16 protein-coding genes and 3 pseudogenes are annotated in these 20,207 nt (G+C 66.6%); 10 read left to right on the top strand and 9 right to left on the bottom strand.

Features of this window, described 5'->3' with window-relative positions; all coding sequences use genetic code 11:
- Nucleotides 1-59 precede the first annotated feature (59 nt).
- Nucleotides 60-674 carry a porin family protein gene (locus LZC94_24810; GenBank protein WXB11091.1) on the bottom strand — a complete coding sequence of 205 codons (615 nt, stop codon included), beginning with the start codon at nt 672-674 and terminating at the stop codon, nt 60-62.
- 359 nt (nt 675-1,033) lie between these two features.
- On the opposite strand from LZC94_24810, the gene LZC94_24805 reads away from it, so the two are divergent.
- Complete coding sequence (locus LZC94_24805) at nt 1,034-2,287, top strand: winged helix DNA-binding domain-containing protein (GenBank protein WXB11090.1); 1,254 nt, start codon at nt 1,034-1,036, stop codon at nt 2,285-2,287.
- 6 nt (nt 2,288-2,293) lie between these two features.
- Here LZC94_24805 and LZC94_24800 read toward each other — a convergent pair whose 3' ends face one another.
- From LZC94_24800 to LZC94_24790, 3 genes are read right to left on the bottom strand one after another with little or no spacing between them, the layout of a single operon-like run.
- Nucleotides 2,294-3,292, bottom strand: a complete 999-nt coding sequence (locus LZC94_24800) for a 1-phosphofructokinase family hexose kinase (protein ID WXB11089.1) — start codon at nt 3,290-3,292, stop codon at nt 2,294-2,296.
- Nucleotides 3,289-4,215, bottom strand: a complete 927-nt coding sequence (locus LZC94_24795; GenBank protein WXB11088.1) for a carbohydrate kinase family protein — start codon at nt 4,213-4,215, stop codon at nt 3,289-3,291. Before LZC94_24795 ends, LZC94_24800 begins: the two co-directional genes overlap by 4 nt.
- Before the next feature lie 10 nt (nt 4,216-4,225).
- Nucleotides 4,226-5,437 carry an SIS domain-containing protein gene (locus LZC94_24790; protein ID WXB11087.1) on the bottom strand — a complete coding sequence of 404 codons (1,212 nt, stop codon included), beginning with the start codon at nt 5,435-5,437 and terminating at the stop codon, nt 4,226-4,228.
- A 230-nt stretch (nt 5,438-5,667) separates the two neighbouring features.
- Here LZC94_24790 and LZC94_24785 point away from each other — a divergent pair, with 230 nt between their 5' ends.
- From LZC94_24785 to LZC94_24760, 6 genes and pseudogenes are all read left to right on the top strand, one after another.
- Nucleotides 5,668-6,513: a hypothetical protein gene (locus LZC94_24785; protein WXB11086.1), complete on the top strand. Its 846-nt coding sequence runs from the start codon at nt 5,668-5,670 to the stop codon at nt 6,511-6,513.
- 5 nt (nt 6,514-6,518) lie between these two features.
- A complete protein-coding gene (locus tag LZC94_24780) occupies nt 6,519-7,766 on the top strand; it encodes an amidohydrolase (GenBank protein WXB11085.1) in 1,248 nt (415 codons plus the stop codon).
- Entirely contained in the window at nt 7,763-8,557 is a 795-nt protein-coding gene (locus LZC94_24775) for a DeoR/GlpR family DNA-binding transcription regulator (protein ID WXB11084.1), read from the top strand. The genes LZC94_24780 and LZC94_24775 overlap by 4 nt, the downstream gene beginning before the upstream one ends.
- An 80-nt stretch (nt 8,558-8,637) precedes the next feature.
- The gene (locus tag LZC94_24770) at nt 8,638-9,102 is read left to right on the top strand and encodes a GyrI-like domain-containing protein (GenBank protein ID WXB11083.1); all 465 of its coding nucleotides are present in this window, start codon (nt 8,638-8,640) and stop codon (nt 9,100-9,102) included.
- Between the two features lie 74 nt (nt 9,103-9,176).
- Nucleotides 9,177-9,932, top strand: coding sequence for a hypothetical protein (locus LZC94_24765; GenBank protein WXB11082.1), 756 nt, complete (start codon nt 9,177-9,179; stop codon nt 9,930-9,932).
- Between the two features lie 110 nt (nt 9,933-10,042).
- Nucleotides 10,043-10,813 (top strand): annotated as a pseudogene (locus LZC94_24760) (serine/threonine protein kinase).
- A gap of 400 nt (nt 10,814-11,213) precedes the next feature.
- Here the strand turns inward: LZC94_24760 and LZC94_24755 are convergent.
- Nucleotides 11,214-11,339, bottom strand: a pseudogene (locus tag LZC94_24755) (energy transducer TonB).
- Between the two features lie 288 nt (nt 11,340-11,627).
- Between LZC94_24755 and LZC94_24750 the strand changes: the two are divergent.
- Entirely contained in the window at nt 11,628-12,584 is a 957-nt protein-coding gene (locus tag LZC94_24750) for a hypothetical protein (GenBank protein WXB11081.1), read from the top strand.
- 96 nt (nt 12,585-12,680) lie between these two features.
- On the opposite strand, the gene LZC94_24745 is transcribed toward LZC94_24750, so the two are convergent.
- Nucleotides 12,681-14,612 carry a PhoX family phosphatase gene (locus tag LZC94_24745; protein ID WXB11080.1) on the bottom strand — a complete coding sequence of 644 codons (1,932 nt, stop codon included), beginning with the start codon at nt 14,610-14,612 and terminating at the stop codon, nt 12,681-12,683.
- A gap of 152 nt (nt 14,613-14,764) precedes the next feature.
- Nucleotides 14,765-16,096, bottom strand: coding sequence for a sigma 54-interacting transcriptional regulator (locus LZC94_24740; protein WXB11079.1), 1,332 nt, complete (start codon nt 16,094-16,096; stop codon nt 14,765-14,767).
- Between the two features lie 698 nt (nt 16,097-16,794).
- Between LZC94_24740 and LZC94_24735 the strand changes: the two are divergent.
- Nucleotides 16,795-17,493 (top strand): annotated as a pseudogene (locus tag LZC94_24735) (serine/threonine protein kinase).
- A 63-nt stretch (nt 17,494-17,556) separates the two neighbouring features.
- Here the strand turns inward: LZC94_24735 and LZC94_24730 are convergent.
- Both LZC94_24730 and LZC94_24725 read right to left on the bottom strand, forming a co-directional pair.
- Nucleotides 17,557-18,867, bottom strand: coding sequence for a sigma 54-interacting transcriptional regulator (locus LZC94_24730; GenBank protein ID WXB11078.1), 1,311 nt, complete (start codon nt 18,865-18,867; stop codon nt 17,557-17,559).
- 18 nt (nt 18,868-18,885) lie between these two features.
- The gene (locus LZC94_24725) at nt 18,886-19,347 is read right to left on the bottom strand and encodes a hypothetical protein (protein WXB11077.1); all 462 of its coding nucleotides are present in this window, start codon (nt 19,345-19,347) and stop codon (nt 18,886-18,888) included.
- A gap of 125 nt (nt 19,348-19,472) precedes the next feature.
- Here LZC94_24725 and LZC94_24720 point away from each other — a divergent pair, with 125 nt between their 5' ends.
- Complete coding sequence (locus LZC94_24720; GenBank protein WXB11076.1) at nt 19,473-19,883, top strand: hypothetical protein; 411 nt, start codon at nt 19,473-19,475, stop codon at nt 19,881-19,883.
- Nucleotides 19,884-20,207: the final 324 nt, after the last annotated feature.

Below are 20,207 nucleotides of genomic sequence, written 5' to 3'. Positions count from 1 at the left end.
TGCGAGGGGCGTCTACCGAAGGCGCCGTCGCGCGTCCAGCACGAATCCGCGCTTCGCGATCAGAAACGGCCGCCGACGGTTCCGTAGAAGCCGAGGGAGTTCGCGTTGCCGTTGTTGTCGCCGCGGTCGGCGAAGACCAGGGTGTAGCGCGCGTCGAGGCCGGCGAAGAGCTGATCGTTGATGTTGTAGACGCCTTGGACGCCGGGCCACAGCGAGAACTTGGTCGTCCCGCCGTCCTTGTCCAGCTTCAGATCGCCGCCGGCGATGCCCACGCCCAGGCCCAGATACGGGCGGATGGTGAACTGGCCCGCGTCGAGATCGTAGCCGCCCTCGGCGCCGAGGTTCATCATGCGGCCGCTGACGCTCACTTTGCCCCCGCCCAGCTGCGGCGGCAGCTCGGTGTCCTTCGACGTTCCCACGTTGTATTGGAACAAACCGCCGACATAGATCTTCATCGGCAAGGTATAGCCACCGCGCACGCCAAAGCCCGCGCCGTACACATTGAACGTGTCCGCGCCGTCGGGCGCGGTGTTGTTGATCCCGTATCCGCCGAATGCCGCCACGCTGATAGGTCGATCCGCGCTCGTTGTCGGCGACGGCTCCGCAGCCTGCGCATGGGACGCGGCGACGATGAAGAGACTACCCGAGAGGAGCGCGGCCAAGAACTTTCGCATGATGAGTATTTCCTTTTCGTGAAGTGAAAGCTGCAATGCCGAATCTCTTCTGCACTTTGTTTGCCACACGCACATTGCGTGTTCGCGCTCGTTCGAAATGACCTTTTCGTCCGCGTTAATCAGGATTGCGGGGCCCCGCGCCGCGAACGGCCTTACCTACTTCGCACCGGCCTCTGTCAATGCTCGTCGCGCCGGTTCACGTGAAGCGCCAGTTACACCCCGAAAAGCGGCGCCTGGCCCGCCGAAATTTCATTGAATAAGCCTGAAAAGAGCCCGTCCAACGGGCTCGCGCGCCCGCCCATCCGAGGGTAATGTCCTCGCATGCAGATGGTCTTCGACGGTGGACGAGGCACGTGGACATGCTCGAACTGAGTGCGCGGCAGGCGCGGCACCTTCATCTGGCGGCGCAAGGACTGCTCACCGCGCCGCGCCGGCGCGCCCGCCCGGCCGACGTGGTTTCGGCCATCGAGCGGATGCAGTTGCTGCAAATCGATACGATTCATGTGGTGGCGCGCAGCCCCTATCTGGTGCTGTTTTCTCGGCTGGGGGACTATCGCCCGTCCTGGCTGGACACCGCGCTCGCCGAGGGCGCCCTCTTCGAAACATGGGCCCACGAAGCGTGCTTTGCGCCGATTGCCGACTATCCCTGGCACCGCCGCCATGTCGACGGGCGCAACCATTGGTCGCGACGCCATGCGCAAAAAATGCACGAGACGCGGCGCGAGGCCATGGAGCGATTGCTCGCCCAGGTGCGCGAGCGCGGTGAGGTCCGGTCGTCGGATTTCGAGAGGGGCGAGGGGAGCGGTCCGGGGGGCTGGTGGGGGTGGAAAGAAGAGAAGCGCTGGCTCGAAGCGTGGTTCGTGCTCGGCGAATTGATGATCGCCCGCCGCGAACGATTTCAACGGGTCTACGATCTGACGGAGCGGGTGCTCGCCCGCGCGCTCCCCCAGTTCGATCGCGCCATGCTCCCGACCGAAGAGGCCACGCGCCGCACCTTCGTGCTGCGCGCCGTCAAGGCCCTCGGCGTCACCCCGGCGCGCTGGATATCCGATTATTTTCGACTTGGTCCGCGCATCAAGGACGTCGAGCTCGAGCCGCTGGTGGACGCGGGCTACCTCCTGCGCGTCGCGGTGGAGGGCTGGGAGGCCCCGGCGTACGTGCACCCCGATCACCTCGATCTGGCTCGAGTAGCGGCGGGGGCGGAGGGCGAGAAGGGGCTGCGCGCCACCCACACCACGCTCTTGTCGCCGTTCGATCCGGTGGTCTGGGACCGCGAGCGCGCGTCCGGCATGTTCGACTTCGATTACCGCATCGAGTGTTACGTCCCCGCGGAAAAACGGCAATATGGATATTACGTATTGCCCATTCTACGGCGCGGGCGCTTGATCGGCCGCCTCGACGCCAAAGCGCACCGCAAGGAGGGCATCTTCGAGGTCAAAGCCCTCTACATCGAGGACGGCGTCAAGCTCGGTGAGCCCGTCGCACGCGACGTCGCGGCGGCCATTCAATCGTGCGCGGCGTGGCACGGTACCCCCGAGGTGCGCATTCGCAAGACGGCGCCGCGAGCCTGGGCCAAATCGTTGCGCGCGGCCATGCGGCCCGAGCCGCCGTAGCGCGGGTCAATCGCCGGAGCCCGTCAACGTAAACCTTCGCACGGTGACTAGCGGAAAGAGGCGCTCCACGTCCTCGCGACGGAAGAGCCCCGTCTCGGCGGTGAGCGCGTTGGCCGCGCCGCACGCCACCCCGAGGCGCAAGGTCGCGTCGAAGGAGAGATCGCGCGCCAAGCCCACGGCCATGCCGCCCACCAGCGCGTCGCCCGAGCCGACGGGGTTCCGGCACTCCGGGATCGGCACCGAAGCGTGCAGGCACTCGCCGCGCGAGTACGCCAGCGCCCCTTCGTCGCCCAACGACACCACCACCACCGCCGTTCCGCCCTCCGCCATGCGCTCGGCCGCGCGCGCCGCCGCCGCCAGGTTCTCGATGGGGGCCCCCAGCCACTTTTCGGCCTCCTCGCGGTTTGGCTTCACCATGAACGGGCGCGCCGGCAAGGTGTGGCGCAAGAGATCGTCGCTCGCGTCCACCAAGCAGCGAACGCCGCTGCCCGTGTCGTGCCAGGGGCCGAGGTCTGCGCCGTCGCGATCCTCGGTCGGACCTCGAAGCGATGCGACCAGACGCGCATAGGTCTGCACGTCGAGCCCGCGCGGCAAGCTCCCCGAGAGCACGGCCACCTTGGACGCTGCCGCCAGCTCGCGGACCTGAAGGAGCATCTCCTCGGCCAGCTCGGGGTCCACGTTGGGGCCCGGCTCCAGGATCTCCGTGATGCGGCCCGAGCGCTCGCGGATGGCAAAGCAATTGCGAATCGCACCGTCGACCTCGATGCCGTGAAACACCACGCCGCGCGCGGAGAGCCAGCGCTCGAAGGTGCCGCGGTAGGCGCGGTCGATGAGCCCCACCAGCGCCACCGGCTCGCCCAAGGCGGCCACGGTGGTGGCCACGTGCAGCCCTTTGCCGCCGGGGTAGGCGGTGACGCTCTTGGCGCGGTGGACCTCGCCCAGCGCCAGGGTGTCGAGCTCGATGAGCTCGTCCATCGAGGTGTTGAAGCCGCCGACGGTGATCACGTGTGCCCTCGGGCGACGACGGTCCGCGCTTCCTGCCACGTCGGCTGCTTGGCGGTGCCCCCGATGCCCAAGGTCGACAGCGAGGCGCACGCGGCCCCGAAGCGCAAGCACTCCAAGAGATCGCTGCCCTCGAGCCATGCGCCGAGGAAGCCCGCGTCGAACGAGTCGCCCGCGCCGGTGGTGTCGAGCGGCTCCACGCGGAAGGCGGGCACCCGGACGACCTCGCCGCGGTGCAAGGTGATGGCTCCTTCGGCCCCCAGCTTGGCCACCGTCTTGGCGTGGGTGCGCTCCAGCGCGTGCAGTGCGGCGATCACATCGTCCTCGTGCGCGATTTTGCGCAGCTCGATCTCATTTGGAAAGAACAGATCGACCTCGCTCAACGTATCGAGGATGTCGTCGGCCCATTGCTCGCTGGGATCGTAGCCCGGATCGAGCGAGGTGGTGAGCCCCGCGCGGTGCGCCCGCTCGAACAAGGTGCGGCAGCCGGGCCGGAGCTTGGCCTGAAGGTAGTACGAGGACACGTGAAGGTGCGCGATGCCTTCGAAGTCGCGGTCGGTGATGTCGGCCTCCGTCAGCTGGGTGGTGCTGCCCAAGTACGAGATCAGCGCGCGATCGCCGGGGGCGGTGAGGGCCACGGTGACCCCCGTCTTGAGGGCGCGATCGGGCTCGATGCGCGAGACGTCGACGCCGGCGCGCGCCATGGTCTCGAGGCAGAAGGCGCCGGAGGAGTCCGTCCCCACCTTGCCGATGAAGACGACCGGGGTTCCGAGCCGCGCCAGCCCCATGGCGCAGATGGCCGAGGCGCTGCCGAGGACCATCTCGAGATCGTCCACCACGACCTCCTTGCCCGGCGCCGGAAAAATGGGGCACCCGCGCAGGATCAGGTCGACGTTGATCTCACCGGCCACCAGGACTTTTTTCATGACACGCTTTTCATGACACGCTGGGGGGCGGGCTGTGGACGGCGAACCCTTCCACCACGCGCCGGATGACGTTGTCGGGAGAAGGGGCGTCGGGACGGAGCCCCAAGCGTCGGCATTGAAAGAACCCGAGCAGCTGTCCGACGAGGACATCGATGGCGGGGAGATCCCGATCGTCGATCGACGGCGTGCCAATGTCGATCATCACGTCATCGTCAGAGACGAGCTGTTCCGGAATTTGGCTCCCGACGATCACCTTGGCGAACCCGAGCCCTTTGGCCGACAGCTCGTGGAGCAGATCCAGCTCGTAGGCGCGCGCGATGGGCTCGGTCGAGAGAAAGCAGACCAGCAAGGTGTCGCGCTGGACCGCGCACATGGGGCCGTGACGCAACCCCAAGTACGTCTCGGCAAATGTGAAAACGTGGCCTCCGGTCATCTCCAACATTTTGAGCGCAGACTCACGTGCGGCGCCGTAACGCGCACCGCTCCCCAAGTAGATGGCCGAACGAAAGTCCCTCCGTGCGACATTCGCCAGGGGGCCACACCCCGAAAGTACATCCGCGGAGGCGCGGGCAAGTCGTTCCGCGTGGCGTACGTACGATGCTGTATCGTCTAAGCTAGTCAGGACCCTCGCCGCCAGGAATAAATTAGTAAAGCTCGAGGTCATCACCAAACTTCGATCGTTGGTCTTGTTGTCCAGAACCACCGAGGTGACCCTCGGGTCGCTGCGGTAGCGCGTGGCCAGCGCGCCCTCCGCGTTGCAGGTGATGATCAGGTGGCGGGCCCGCGGGCGCTCGCGCAAGAAGCGGTCGACGGCCGCGGTGCTCTCCGGGCTGTCACCCGAACGGGCGAACGACAACACCAACCCGGGGTGCGAAAATAGCGAGGCCTCGGCGTGTGTGAGCACATCGCCCGCGGGCACCGCCAGCGCCGGCACGCGAAACTTCTCCTGGTAGCCGGGGGCGAGACATTGTCCGACGTAGAGCGAGCTCCCAGACCCGGTGAGGAAGAACGAGCCCGCGCCTGCCCCCTCGCGAATGCCCACTTCCGACAACAGGCGAACCAGATCCGGGCTGCGCGCGGCCATGGCCGACGCGGTCTCCAGCCAGGTGATGGGCTGTTGGGCAATCTCGCGCAAGGTGTGAGCGTATCCCGCGTCCTGTCGATCGGACTCCGCGGGCGAGAGCAGCGCGCCCATCTCGGGGTTACTTTTCAGCTGGTTCAACCAATCATCCAACGATGGAGTCTCGCCGCGCCCAACACCCCCGCCAGCGCCGATTGACATGAGCTCATCCTCCTTGTAAGAAAACGAAAGAAAAACGAAAACAAACGAAAAGTAACAAAATGAGCCGACAAGTGCAACCATCGGGCTGGGGCGGTGCAAGAATGGGCGTGGGCACGGGTACAGGTACACGAAAGCGGCGGGCGGAAGCACTGGAGGGATTATCCCTCTCCATGGGGAAACGGGTAAGGCTTTGGCGGCTCCTGTATTCGAGCGGGCCACGCAATGGAAAGCTGCTCGTCTTGCCTTTGGATCAGGGGCTCGAGCACGGTCCAACCGATTTCTTCCCCAACCCCTCGGCGCTGAATACCGATTACCAATTCCGGCTGGCGCTGGAGGGAAATTATTCGGCCATCGCCCTGGGGATCGGCTTGGCCGAGAAGTACATGGAGGACTACGCGGGGGCCATCCCGCTCATTTTGAAGCTCAATGGCAAGACGAACATCGCCGATGACCACGAGGCGGTCTCGCCGCTCTTTGCCAATGTCGAAGACGCCGTGCGTCTCGGCGCCGACGCCGTCGGTTATACACTTTACGTGGGATCGCCCAAGCAGCATCACGAGATTCTCCAATTTCAGCGCGTTCGTCAGGATTGTGCCCGATTTGGAATGCCGCTGGTGATGTGGGCCTACCCGCGCGGCCGGGCCATCGATGCCAAAGGCGGCAAGGGGACCCTCTACGCCCAGGATTATGCGGCCCGCGTGGCGGAAGAGTTGGGGGCCGACATCGTGAAGCTGCACGAGCCGGAGGACACCAACGACGCCTGTCCCGAGCCGTACCGCTCCCTTCACGAGCCGGCGCCGGAGCGGCTCAAGCGCGTCGTACGTTCCGCTGGAAAGGTGATGGTGCTCTTCTCCGGAGGGGAGAAAAACGACGATGACGAGGCCGTTCTGAGGAAGGTGAAGCTCTACTTGGAGAGCGGAGCCCGAGGTGTCATGTTCGGACGGAACATGTGGCTCCGTCCGTTCGATCAAGCGCTGGCGCTCACCCGGCGCGTGCACGAGCTGATGGGAGGGTAAGCGAGATGAATCGACGCCAGTGGCTTCGGGCGGTGGGAGCAGGGTGCGCGAGCGGGCTTTTGGGGTGTGCGCGAGGTGCGGCCACGTCCGGGGCGGGGGCACCTGCCGCGTCGACCACGCAGACCACGCGGGCCGGCACCTCGGCCGGAAGCAAGCTCACGCTCGAGGATTTTCAGCCAAAGAGCATGCTGCACGTGCCGGCCACCCACGTGCCGCGCGCGCGCTTCCCCGTCATCGACGTGCACACCCACCTCACGTGGTCGAAGACCATGCGCCATGGGGTGGCGGTGGGCGAGGAGAACACGTTCTTCGCCGAGCCGGCGGGCATCGTGGAGGTGATGGCCAAGAAGAACGTGAAGATGATGGTCAACCTCACCGGCGGCACCGGCAAGGGCCTGGAGTCCACCATCGCGGCCCTCGATCGCAAATACGAAGGCCGCTTCGCCACCCTGACGGAGCCCTCGTACGGGCGCTGGCTCGAGCCCAAATACCCGCAGATCCAAGCCGACGCCATCGAGCACGCCCGAAAGGCGGGGGCGCGCGGGCTCAAGGTGCTCAAGACCTTGGGGCTCTATTTGCGCGAGCAGCTCGACACGGGGCCGCTGGTGAAGATCGACGACCGGCGCTTCGACCCCATGTGGGAGGCGTGCGCGGCCCAAAAGATGCCGGTGTGGATGCACGTCTCCGATCCGGAGGCTTTTTTTCTCCCTACCGATCGAAACAACGAGCGGTACGAGGAGCTCTCGAACCACCCGGACTGGTCCTTCCACGGCAAGGATTTTCCCTCCAACGCGGAGCTTTTGGAGGCCCGCAACCGGGTCATCGCGCGCCACCCCAAGGTGACGTTCCTCCTCCTGCACGTCGGCAACGCCGCGGAAAATCTCGGCTTTGTTTCGCGCTGTTTGGATACCTATCCAAATACCCAGGTCGAGATCGGGGCCCGCATTGGGGAGCTGGGGCGCCAGCCGCGCACGTGTCGCAAATTTTTCGATCGCTACCAGGATCGTATCCTCTTCGGGACCGATGCCATCCCGCGTCCCGCTGGCAACGAGGTGCCACAGCAGGTATTTACCGAAGAGCTCTATGAGATTTACTACCGATTCCTCGAGACCGAAGACGAGTACTTCGATTACGCGCCAGCCCCCGTGCCACCGCAGGGTCGCTGGGCCATCTATGGAATCGGTCTCCCGGAGTCGATCCTCAAGAAGGTCTATCACGACAACGCCGCGCGGCTTCTGGGGCTATCTGCATGACGACGCGGGCTGACGGTACGGCATTGCGCATGTTGGTCGAAGAACGTCGCCGAAAGATCCTGCAGATGCTCGAAGAGCAGGGGAGCGTCATGGTGGAAGAGCTCGCGGAGCGCTTCTCCGTCTCCTCCGTCACCGTCCGCGCCGATCTCGCGGCCCTCGAGCGCACGGGCCGGCTGGTGCGCTCGCACGGCGGCGCGGTGAAGCCGCAGGTCTACGACATGCCACTCGGCGTCAAAGAGACCCTGCACCGCCGCGAAAAGACGCGCATCGGCCAAGCCGCCGCCAAATTGATCCGCGATGGCGAGACCGTGCTGCTCGACTCGGGCACCAGCACCGCCGCCATCGCGCGCGAGGTGAAGGGCCTGCCGCTCCGGGCCCTCACTGTGATCACCAATGCGCTCAACATCGCCATGGAGCTGGCCGGCCTGCGTCACATCCGCGTGATCATGCTCGGGGGGATGCTGCGCGAAATGTCGTATTCGCTGGTGGGACCGCACGCCGAACAAATCCTGGAGCGCTTCCACGTCGACCGCCTCTTCCTCGGGGTCGACGGGGTCGATCCGGAGGTGGGCCTCACCACCCCCGACGTGCTCGAGGCCCGCCTCAACGCGCTCATGATTCGCGTCTCGCGCCAGGTGATCGTGGTGGCCGACTCGAGCAAGTTCGGGCGGCGGAGCCTCTCGAAGATCGCGGACCTCGAGGCCATCCACAAGGTGGTGACGGACCGCAAGATCTCGGCCGACATGGTCCGTGCGCTCAAGAACGCCAATGTGGAGGTGGTGGTCGTTTAGAGCTCAGGCCGCTGGCGGGGGCTCGAAGAAAAATCGACAGCATGTTGTCGGCTGGCGGCTCGCTCGTTCGTCATGAAGACATGAACGTCGTTATCAAGCACACGCCGACACGGAAAATTGCATTCATTCGCCATATCGGGCCCTACCAGGACGTGGGACCGACCTTCGCTCGGTTGATGACCTGGGCCGGCCCGAAGGGACTCTTGGGCCCGGGCGCGACGGTGGTTGGCGTACCTTGCGACAACCCCAAGGTCACGCCCAAGAGCGAGCTTCGCTACGACGCCGGGGTGGTGGTGGCCGACGATTTCAAAGGCGACGACGAGGTCGGCGTTCGGGAATTGCCGGGCGGAGAGCACGCGGTGGTCTGTCACGAGGGGCCTTATTCGGAGCTCCCGAAGGCGTACGACTTTTTGGTGGGCGTGTGGCTCCCCGCGAGCGGCCGGCAGATGGGCGCCGCACCGCCCTACGAGGTCTACCTGCGGGATGCGAGCACGACCCCGCCGGAGGAGCTGCGCACCGAGATCTACCTTCCGCTCAAGAGTTAGCGCGCCGTTCGAAGTCCCGAAGTTGGTTGGAGTCGTCCGGCGAACGTCCTCGGGATCCGGTAGAATGCCCGCACATGGCTCGAATGCTCGTGCGGGTATTCTCCGTCGGGTTTGCACTATGGAGCATCGCGGCGTGCGAGGTCATGACCCATTCGGGCGATTTCGCGATCGCGGCGAGCTGTCCAGACGGCTACCTCGCATGTGCAGGTGCCTGCTTCGACGGGCAATTCGACCGTAATCACTGCGGCGCCTGCGATCGCGCCTGCGCCGGCGGCACCGTTTGCTCCGAGGGCGCGTGCGGCACCCAGTGCACCGGCGGCACGACGCTCTGCGGGGCTGTGTGCGTGGACACGACCAGCGACCGGACCAACTGCGGCGGTTGTGGAACGGTGTGCGCGGAGGGGAAAATTTGCTCGCGCGGGGTCTGCGGCTCCGAGTGTGCGCGGGGCGAGACCCTCTGCGGTTTGGTGTGCCGCGATACGCAGAGCGATGCCCGCCACTGCGGGCAGTGTGGAAATAGCTGCGGAGGGGAGGAAGTCTGCGTCAAGGGACGATGCCTCCGCGGCAACTGCGATCTCTATGGTCTCACCGCATGCGGTCCGGGCAATTGTGTGGATACGAAATACGATCCACGCGACTGCGGCTTTTGCGGCCGGCGGTGCAAAGAGAACCAGCTGTGCGACAACGGAAACTGTGTCGTGGTCTGTCGCGTAGGTGAGACCAACTGCGATGGCAATTGCGTCAACCTGGCGACCGATCCCAAAAACTGCGGTGCGTGCGGCAAGCTTTGCTTGGGCGGCCCTTGCATTGCATCGGTGTGCGGCCGGTGAGCATGGCCATCGAGAACGCGACGGGCGCAGAGGTGGAAGCCTTCGAGCCAAAGATGGGCGCGACGCTCAATGGCCGTTACGAGCTCGAGGCCCGCATTGGCGTGGGCGGTATGGGCGAGGTGTGGCGCGCGCGCGATCTGTCGCTGCGCCGCCAAGTCGCCGTCAAGTTTCTATCCGGGGCGCTGGCCGACCGCGAGGAGACGCGCAACCGCTTTCTGGTCGAGGCGCAGGTGACCGCGCAGCTCAACTCCCGGCACGCGGTGCTGGTCTATGACTTCGGTGTCACCGGTGGTGGTCATCCCTACTTCGTGCTCGAGCTCCTCCACGGCGAGACATTGGCCCACCGGCTCGAGCGGGTCGGCAAGCTCGACCCCGAGGCGACCATCGCCATCCTCCGAAAGGCGGCCCGGGCGCTCAGCCGCGCGCACGCGCTGCGCATCGTTCATCGCGACTTCAAGCCCGACAACGTGTTCCTCACGGTGAGCGCCGACGAGGGCGAGGAGCAGGGCGAAGACGTCAAGGTGGTGGACTTCGGTATCGCCAAGATGATTGGCAATCTGGAGGAGGCGCGTGCGTCGGTGGAGGTGCAGGGGGCGGCGATCGCGCCCAGCGCGCAGAGCGTGCAAGGGGCGCATGGCGCGCAGGAGGCGCATGGCGCGCAAGGGGCGCCGGCGGCGCAGAGCGTGCAGAATGCACGGAATGTGCAAAGTCTGGATACGCTGTCGCCGGAGGCGATGCGCAGCTTGACCCGGACCAACAGCTTCATCGGTACGCCGCAGTACATGCCGCCCGAGCAGATCAATCAGTCGGAGGTGGGGCCGCCCGTCGATATTTGGGCGCTCGGGGTGGTGGCGTTCGAGTGTTTGACGGGGACGTCGCCTTTCGCGGGGCGCAGCGTGCTGGAGCTCTTTGCCAGCATCCAGCTGGGGCGCGCGCACTCGGCGCACGCGCTCGATCCCACGATCCCGCCGGCCTTCGATGCGTGGTTTGCGCGGGCCACGGCGCAGGCGCCGGAGGAGCGGTTCACCGATGCAAATCAGGCGGTGGCGGAGCTCGCAGCGGCGATTCTTCCGGGGCGTGCGGCGATGCCCAGCGCGGTGGAGGCGCCGCGCGTTCGTTCGAACGAGGGCATTGCCTTTGGCGATCGGACGTCGACGGGGGCGGGGGTCGAGCATTTGCCGCAGGCGGCGGGGTTGCCGCGAAAGCGGTCGCCGGCGTGGGTGGCGACGGTGGCCATCGTCGTTCTGGCCTTGGCGGGGGCGGGGGTCGTTCGTCTTCGTGGGAAGGGGGCGGCGGAGACCGGGGCTGCGGCGGTGGGGCCGGCACCGGTAGCATCCGTGTCCAGCGTCTCCGAGGTTCCGGTGGGGGGATCTTCGGCGGTTTCGGTCGCGGGGGCGTCTTCGGCGGTCTCCGCTTCGGCGGTCTCCGCTTCGGCGGCTGTGGGGGCGACTCCGGGGGATGCGCCTGCGGCGATCCCGTCGGCGGGCGCGCGTTCGCCCTCGGCGCCGCCGAAAAACTTGCCCGCCGGCAAGGGGCGCGGAGGGCGTGCGGCGAAGGAGGCGGCGTCCGCGGCGCCGGTGCCCACCCCTGCGGCTTCGACGGCGGCGCCGAAGCCGAGCGAGCCGGCGGCGGCGAAGCGTCCTGCGGCGTCGCCTTCGTCGCCCTTCACCCTCCCGCCTCTGGGTCTGTGACGGTATGAGAAACGCCCTTTGCGTATCGGCCGTCGCCGTGGTCTCGCAGCTTTGCACGGCGTCACCCCTCTTCGCGCAGGCGCCCCCGGACGATTTGGGCCGTTCGCGGGCGCGCGCGGTGGCCGAGGAAGGCGACGCGCAATTTGCGGCCGGGCGGTGCGATCGCGCCATCCGACTGTGGAAGGACGCCGCCAAGATCTTCGCCGCGCCGACCATCGATCTGCGCGTGGCGCACTGCCAAGCGCTGCTCGGGCGGGTCGTCGACGCCAGCGCGACCTTGGAGTCGATCGTCGACACCGCCCTCGCGCCCGACGCGCCGCCGGCCTTCGTCGCCGCCAAGGCGCAGGCGCAAAAAGAGCTCCCGACATTGAAGGCGCGCATCGCGACCCTCACCGTCGAACGGCGCACCTCGAACGGCACCCAGGTGGATGAAATCCGCATCGACGATGAAGCCGTGCCGCTCGGGCGCGCGAGCTACCCCATCGATCCCGGGCGCCATCGCGTTCGCATCCGCGCGCACCAAGGGGCGGAGGCGTCGGACACCTGGGAGCAATCCATCGAGCTCGAGGACGGTGAAAAGCGGACCCTGTCCGCGTCCACGGTGCTCGTAACCCCGCCGCCCGGGCCCCGGCCTGCGCGCACCGTGTCCTTCATCGTCGGCGGCGCCGGTCTGGCTTTGACGGGGGCGGGGGCCATCCTCGGCATCATGGCCCTGGGCGACTCGAAGGAGCTCGAGCGCGACTGCGGGCCCAACCGAGCCTCGTGCTCGGCCGAGCATCAATCGCGCATCGATTCGCTCAAGACGAAGTCGCTGCTCGCCGACGTCTTCATCGGCGCGGGCGTCGTCACCCTCGGCGTATCCGGTTTCCTCTTCTGGCGAAGCACGCAGGGCGACAAAGCCGCTCCGCGCTTGCACATCACCGTGACGGGGCGCGGGGCTTTGCTCGAAGGGCGTTTCTGAGGCGCGAGCCCGGATACCATCATCATATTATGTAAAGTACATGGGCGCCGCCTATTATTGAAGTACACAGGCGCCGCCAGCCCCCCCTCGAAACGCCTAAGCGCCGACCGGCTTTCCGTCGATGCGTCGCACGACCACGGTCGCGGAGCGGGGTGGAAGCTTGTTGTCCTGCACGTTCGACGGCCAAGCGCCTTGATCCGGATGTTGGATGTTGATGAAGAACGTCTTCAGATCGGGCGTGTGCGTGATTCCGGTGATTTCGCACCCCTTGGGGCCCGCGAGGAAGCGCGAGGACTTCTTGGTGACCGGATCGACGTAGTACATGGAGTTGTTGCCGAAGACGTCGACCATGTTTCGGAAGGGATCGCCGGAGGCGCCGAGGTTCATATCGGTCTGCACCCAGAGGCGGCCTTGGGGGTCGACATACAAACCGTCGGGGCTGGAGAAGGTGTCGCCGTCGATGTTCCCGGCCAGGTTCTCTTTGGCGATCGACGGATCGCCGGCGAGCAAGAACACCTCCCAGCTGAAGGTGGTGGCCGTCGGGGACCCGCTCGCCTCGGTCCATTTGACGATGTGCCCGTGAAGGTTTTGGACCCGCGGATTGGCCTTGTGGACGACTTTGCGGCCGCCGTTGTTGGTCAGGGTGCAATAGAAGGTCTTGTCGGGCCCCACCGTGATCCACTCGGGACGGTCCATCAGGGTGGCGCCCGCGACGCGCGCCGCCGCCTTGGTGTTGACGAGAACGTCGGCCTGAGCGTTGAAATCGATCTTCGTGTCGGGCTGCTCGCCTTGGGTCTCGTTGCCGGGATCCATGGCGCCCGTGACGAGGCCGTTCTGACCTTGCACCAGCGCGACCCACTGGCCCGTGCCATCGGGGTTGAACTTGGCCGCGTACAAGGTGCCTAGGTCGAGCAAGTTGGCGTTGGCCGCCCGATTGTTCGGATCGAATTTGGCGCTCGGGATGAATTTGTAGATGCAGCCCGGGGTGCCGTCGTCACCCATGTAGAATGCAATCGAATTGTCGCTCCCCAGCAGGTACACGATGTTCTCGTGATCGAAGCGGCCGAGCGCGGTGCGCTTGACGGGCAGGTCGGCCAGCTCGCCGCGGGGGTCGATCTCGACCACCCAGCCGTAGCCGGAGTTCTTCGTGGAGTCCGCAGGAATCAGGTAATTTTCGGATGTCTCTTCGCACGTGAGGTACGTGCCCCAGGGCGTGCGGCCGCTCGAGCAGTTGTTGAGCGTGCCCACCACCTTCGGGCCGACCGTGGACGCGGCGGGGCCGCTGACCCGGTACTCGGTGTTGCCCGTGTAGCGCTTGTTGTAGGTCGAATTGGCCTTTACGCCCCATTTGCCGTCGGCCTTGAGCTCGATCTCGATCACCGACACGCCCACGGAGGAGAGCACGATCTTCCGTTGCTCCAGATCGGGCGTGTTGCGATCGTAGCTGGCGCTGGCGATGAGGATCTTGAGATCGGGCGCCTCGTGGTTGATCGCCAGGAGCCCCCCTTTGTTCGGGTCGACGCCCGGCAGCTCGAAGAAGGCCATGCCGTCGTGGTTCCCGCCCGCGATCTTCTCCGTCTCCCCCGACGTGAGGAACGTCCCCGTGAAGGGCGTCGCGCCCGGCACCACGGCGTCGCCCGCGGCGAAGAGCACGTCCACCGAGTAACCCTCGGGCACGACCACGGTGTCGGCCGTGCTTCGCGCGATCTTCTTGAACTGGACCGCGTACGGGCCCGATGGCCCCGCGTCGATGCCCGCGTCCGTGCCGGGCCGCACGCTGGCATCCGGCCCGAGGGTGGGTCCGCCGCCATCGAGGTTGGGGTGGACGAGGGTGTCGTCGCTGCTGCAGGCGTTGAGCGCGGTCCCGCCGAACAGCGCGGCGAGCGATGCGCCCACGCTGCCGCGCAGCATGGTGCGGCGCGTGACATGGGCCTCGGCGAGCACGTCGTCGAACGACTGGCCGCCGGCGGCCTCGGGTTGTTCGGGGTTTCGGCCTGCGGCGCGTGCGCGATCGGTCAGATACGACATGGTGATCCTCGTTCGGGTGTCGGGGGACAAAAGGAGAAACCCCGGACGTTACCGTTCGCCATTTCACATGCCGGTGACTCTTTCGCGTCGAACATGCGACCGAGCCATCACGGGTTCGCGCCCTCGCGCGCTCGACCCTCGCCCGACGGAGATTACAGCTTGCGCGGACGCGGGACGTTGTACCGCTCGAGGCGGGTGATCAAGGTGCCGCGGGAGATGCCGAGCAGCTTTGCCGCGCGCGTCTGATTGCCGTTGCACGCGCGGAGCGCCTCCAAGATGCGCTGGTACTCGGCCGATTCGGCGGCCTCGCGCAGGCTTTGGTTGGTGGTCCCCGTGTCCGAGTCGCCCGAGGCCGCGGGCGGCGCCGAGCCAAAGGACGGGAGAGGCTCGGCGGGCGGGCCGCTGATGCGCGCCTTTTGCTGCGCCGTGTTGCGCGCCTCCAGCTCCTCGAAGTGGCTCGCCGTGAGCACGCGCGGGTTCGCGAGCACCAGCGCGCGCTCGAGCACCGCGCGCAGCTCGCGCAGGTTGCCCGGCCAGGTGTGGCGCTCGAGCACGCGCAAGGCGTCGGCCGAGAGGAGCGGCGGCGGCTTGTGGCGGGCGCGCGCCACGTCGTCGAGGATGGACGTGGCGAGGTCGGCGAACTCGCTGGTGCGCGCGCGCAGAGGCGGAATGCGCAAGGTGAGGTGCGCCAGCCGGTAGAAGAGGTCCCCGCGAAAGGCGCCCGCGGTCACGGCTTGTTCGAGCTGGCCCGACGACATCGAGAGAACGCGCGCGGCCACCTTGGGGAGCGAACGCTCGAGCACGTGCTCCCACGCGCGAAGGAGGAGCGCTTGCCCCTCGGCGCCCAGATCGGCCACGTCGTCGAGCAAGAGCGAGCCCGAGGCCGCGCGCGCAAAACAGTCGGCGAGATCGACCTGGCCGCTGCGCACCTGCGCGCACGAGACGCGCACCATCGGCCCCGCGAACCGCTTGGAGCAGGTGTGAATGCGCTGGGCGGTGTGGTCTTTGCCCGAGCCCGTCTCTCCTTCGATGAGCACCGGCAGATCGGCCCGCGCCACCCGAAGGAGGATGCGATCCATATCGGAGCCGTCGGCCGAGAGCTCGTGCTCCTGGGTGGCGCCCAAGGTGGGGCTTCGCTCGTGCGTCATGCGAAGCACCCCCAGCGCCTCGCCGAACTCGAGCGGTGTTCCATCCGTGACCAGGACGCGCTTTTTGGGCTCCAGGAGCCGCCCGCCGGCCTTCGTCCCATTGGCGCTGCCCAGGTCTTCGACCCAGGTCTGCTCGCCGATGTGCAGGCGCGCGTGCGCCCGGGAAACGCTCGGGTCCTCGATGTGCACGTCGGCGTCGCGGCCTCGGCCCACCGTCCACGTTCCTTGGCCGAGGCCCACGTCGAACGAGCCGGCGGCGGTGAAGATGCGAAGGAACGGCCCGTTGCCCTGTGCCCCGATCAGAGCGGGCACGGTCACGCTGTTGGTATCGCTCACGGAGTTTCTCACGTCCCCTTACTCATGTGGGAGCACACGCTCCCGTTCCCGTACGTACGTGCGAGCACGGGGGCGGTATCGGTGAACGATGTTCGGCCCATGCTGCCAATGTATCTCAAGAACAAGGCCAGGAGAACGGACCGCGCGGGCGGGTTTCAGCCCTTCCTTGGACCGTGAACCGCGGTGGCCTGCAACTGCGCGAATTGTTCAAAGTTTCGAACAATTCGTTCATGGGGTCGGACGAATGGAAGGACCCCCACCAAGGCCCCCTGCGAGCAACCCGATCCATGCGTGCACCGCGTTCCCTCCACTGAGCTGCCTCCGATCTCACTCGCATGTTGCGCCATCGTATTCGTATCGATCGCGCCACGTCCGGACCTCGAAATGGCCCGCATCTGCACGATCTTTCGTCCAGGTATCGGCATCGTGCAGGTAATCGGTATTCGCGTTTGCGCGATCGGGCGCCGTCGCGCGGGGTCCTGGCGTACATCGAAGAAGAGGGCGGATTGTTCGTAAAATTGAACATCAAGTTTGGAGGACGCCACACGGCCCGATCGAGGGGCATTGGCCCATAGGTTGCGATACCTCGGAAGCAGGAGGCCGTAAGGCCTTTTTAGATAGCGAGGTGGTGCGCCGTGCAGCCCGGTACGTTGTTGGCCAAACACTATCGTGTCGAACGATTGCTCGGGGAAGGGGGGATGGGCGCCGTCTACGCCGCCGTCGCCGTTCACAATGGAAGGCGGGTGGCGCTCAAGATGGTTCGAAAGGAGCTGCTCTCGGAGCAACCCACGAGCGCGCTCGAGCGACTGCGGCGCGAGGCCATCGCCATGAGCGCGATCGATCACCCGCACGTGGTCCGCGTGCTGGATCTCGTGGTCGAGAACGGCCAGCCGTTCATCGCCATGGAGCTCCTGGAGGGGGAGTCGCTGGGCAAGATCATCAAGCATCGCGGGCGGATGAACGCCACCAAGGTAAGCCGCATCGGCACGCAGATCTTGGGCGCGCTCAAGGTGGTCCATCGCGCGGGCTTCGTTCATCGCGACGTGAAGCCCGACAACATTTACCTCGTGGGAAACGACCAGGAGCCCTTTGCCAAGTTGCTGGACTTCGGGCTGGTCAAGCGGGTCGAGACCACCGGATCGCACTGGGATTTGACCCGGGCCGGCAGCGCGCTCGGAACATGGCAGTACATGGCCCCCGAGCAGGCCCTCGGCCAGCGGGTCGACGCTCGCGCCGATCTCTATTCGCTGGGCGCGTGCCTCTATTATGCGCTCAGCGGCAAGCGCCCGCACGAGGCAGCGCACATGGACGCCGCGCTCTTTGCGTTCTCGCTCCGCCCGGCCCCGCCGCTCGCCCAGCTTCGGCCCGAGCTCGGCGAGGGCTTTTGCTCGGTCATCGACCGCGCGCTTTGCAAAGACGTGAACGCGCGGTGGCAATCCGCTTCGAAGATGGCGCACGCGTTATCGGTCGAGCCCGTGTTTTCGGATGAGGCGATGGACATAACTGCGCGCGAGTCCAGCCGCTTCGGCCACCGCTGTGACGTTACCACCGTGGTACGAGAGTGCGGAGGTGACATAAGTACGTTCGAGGTGGTCGATCCACTCGTCGCGGATGTCCTTGAACGGGCGCGATACGTCGACGGGGGGAAACGCTCCGCCTGAATGCTCCGCGGGAACTTTGGTTTCGGGGCGCGTGGCCGGGCTGATGGCCAGCGCCTCTTCGGCGCCCAAGGTGACGGCGCGCTCGATGAAGCTTCGCAGCTCGCGCACATTGCCCGGCCACGAACGCGCGGAGAGCTCGGTCATCGGCAGATCGAGGGGCGGGGCGCCGCGCGCGCGGAGCATCTCGGCCACGATGAGCGGAATGTCGTCCCGGCGGTCGCGAAGGGGCGGGATGGCGATGGGCAAGACGTTGAGGCGAAAGAAGAGGTCCTCGCGAAACGTGCCCTCGTTGACCATGGCGGCGAGGTTTCGATGGGTGGCCGTCAAGAAGCGCGCGCGAATGGGGCGGTAGTTCGTCTCGCCGATGCGCCGAAAGGTGTGGCTCTCCAGCGCACGAAGGAGCTTGGGCTGCACGTCGAGGGGGAGCTCGCCGACCTCGTCGAGGAAGATGGTGCCTTCGGCGGCGACCTCCACCGCGCCCAAATGGGTCGAAACGGCCCCCGTGAAGGCGCCTTTGGCGTGTCCGAAGAGCTCGGACTCCAAGAGGTTGCCGGGCATGGCGCCGCAGTCGACGACCACGAACGGGCGCTTGGCACGAACGGACGCTTCATGAATGGCGCGGGCGACCAGCTCTTTGCCCGTCCCCGTTTCACCGTGGATCAAGGCCACGGCGTCCGAGTTCGCCACCCGCAAAAGGCGATGGAACACCTCGCGCATTTTGACGCTTCCGCCCAGCAAAGGGCCAAAGCGATCGGTGGGCCAGAGCGGGCGGGTCTCGCGATCGACCTCGATGGCGATTCGCGTATGGCCGACGACGACCGCGCCGCCGCTGGGGACGCGCGCAAAGCCCACGCGCACGCCCTCGACGAAGGTGCCGTTGCGGCTCCCGAGATCGCGGACCCAAACGCCGTCTTCGCCGAGCTCGAGCTGCGCATGCACGCGCGACACGAGGGGATCGGCGATGGTGAGGGCGGCTCCCGTGCCGCTGCCTACGACCAGGGAGCTCTCGAGCTTGACGGGCGGGTCCGTCCCGCCGGCGACTCGGACGTACGCCGTCGAAAACAGCTCGGTTGCGGCGCCTTGGTATTCGATGGTTTGGTCGTCGGACACGCTACGACGATATGCCAATTATTTCCCCGGCGTGAGTTTTTCGGCGAGCGCGCGCTCGGCGCGTTGAAGCTCGCTGGTGGCGTCGATGACCGTGGGTTTGCGCGGGAGAGGCGTGGGGCCTTGGTTCGTCGCGCGGCGCACGGTGGGGTGCGGGCGCGGCGGGGGTTTGGGGGTTGGCGGCGGGGTGATGGTGGGGGAGCCGGATCGGGTTGGAGCTCGATGATGGGTGGCGTTGGGGCGGCGGCGGCGGGTGGAGGAGGCGGAGGAGATGGAGTTGGTGCGGGCGCGGGGCTTGGGGGAGTGGGGCTTGGGGCTGTTGCGGCGGGGGTTGGTGCGGGGGCTGGGGGAGCGACCATCGCGAGCGTGCCGGGGGCGGCGGGGGGCGGTGCAACTGCAACGGTCGGGGTGGTGGGCGAGGGGGTGCTTGCGGCTGGAGGTGTGAGGGTGGCGCGGGAGGTTGGGGACTCTTCGAGGTACCAAGCGAAGAAGCCGAAGAGGGTGCCGGATATGCAGAGCACGGGCACGGCGAGGCGGGAGCCCGTGGAGGGTTGGGCGCGGGGGGAGGACATGGACATGCCCAACGGCGGGAGGCTTGCGGGGCGATCGTGGTAGGCATCGGGGGGGCCTTCCTCGTGCGCGTCGTGGGGGTTGGGCGCGTGATCGCGGGGGTCGTGCTCCTCGTCGTTTGCCTCGCGCTCCTCTTTTTCCTCGTCCTCCTCGGTGTCGTCGTTCTCTTCCTGTTCTTCCCGCTCTTCCTCTTCTTCCTCTTCTTTCTCGTCATCCGCGCCATAAGGGATATGGCGTGGGTGCGCTTGCGCGATGTCGGGGGAGTCGTCGGTGTCGTGGAAGGATGGCGGGACGGGGACCAGAGGAGGAACGGCGATGAGGGGAGGGGAGGCGGCGTATCCGCCCTCGACCTTGGCGAGATCGGCGTGCCTTACGGGGCCGCTCGGGCGGCGGGCGAGCACGGTGGGCTCGTTGTAATAGGCGATGATCGTTTGTTCGTCGTCCGATGAGGTTTCGGGGACGGGGGAGCGATACATGACGACGGTGGCATCGTCGTCGGTGTACGCGGGGACGGGGTCGGGGCGCCCGCGATTCATCGAGGGCTTCTTGTCAGGATGGTGTCGCACGTTGGGTATCGAGCAACTGGAGTGCCAATCGGATGACGTTCGCGATGGCGTGCGATGCGCGGCAAGGGCCGCGCGGGTGTCGCGCGACGTGGCGACGGGCGCGCGCCATTCGGGTGTGTTCGGAAAATAGTCCTCACGAGACTTCGACTGTCCACTGAGGTGAACACCGAGGCGCGCGCCCGGACGTCGTTCGGCCACGTTATCTGC

The sequence above is a fragment of the Sorangiineae bacterium MSr11954 genome (assembly GCA_037157815.1).
Taxonomy (GTDB): Bacteria; Myxococcota_A; Polyangia; order Polyangiales; family Polyangiaceae; genus Pendulispora; species Pendulispora albinea.
Note: the sequence above shows the minus strand (reverse complement) of the source record. Positions and strands in the feature narration are given on the sequence as shown.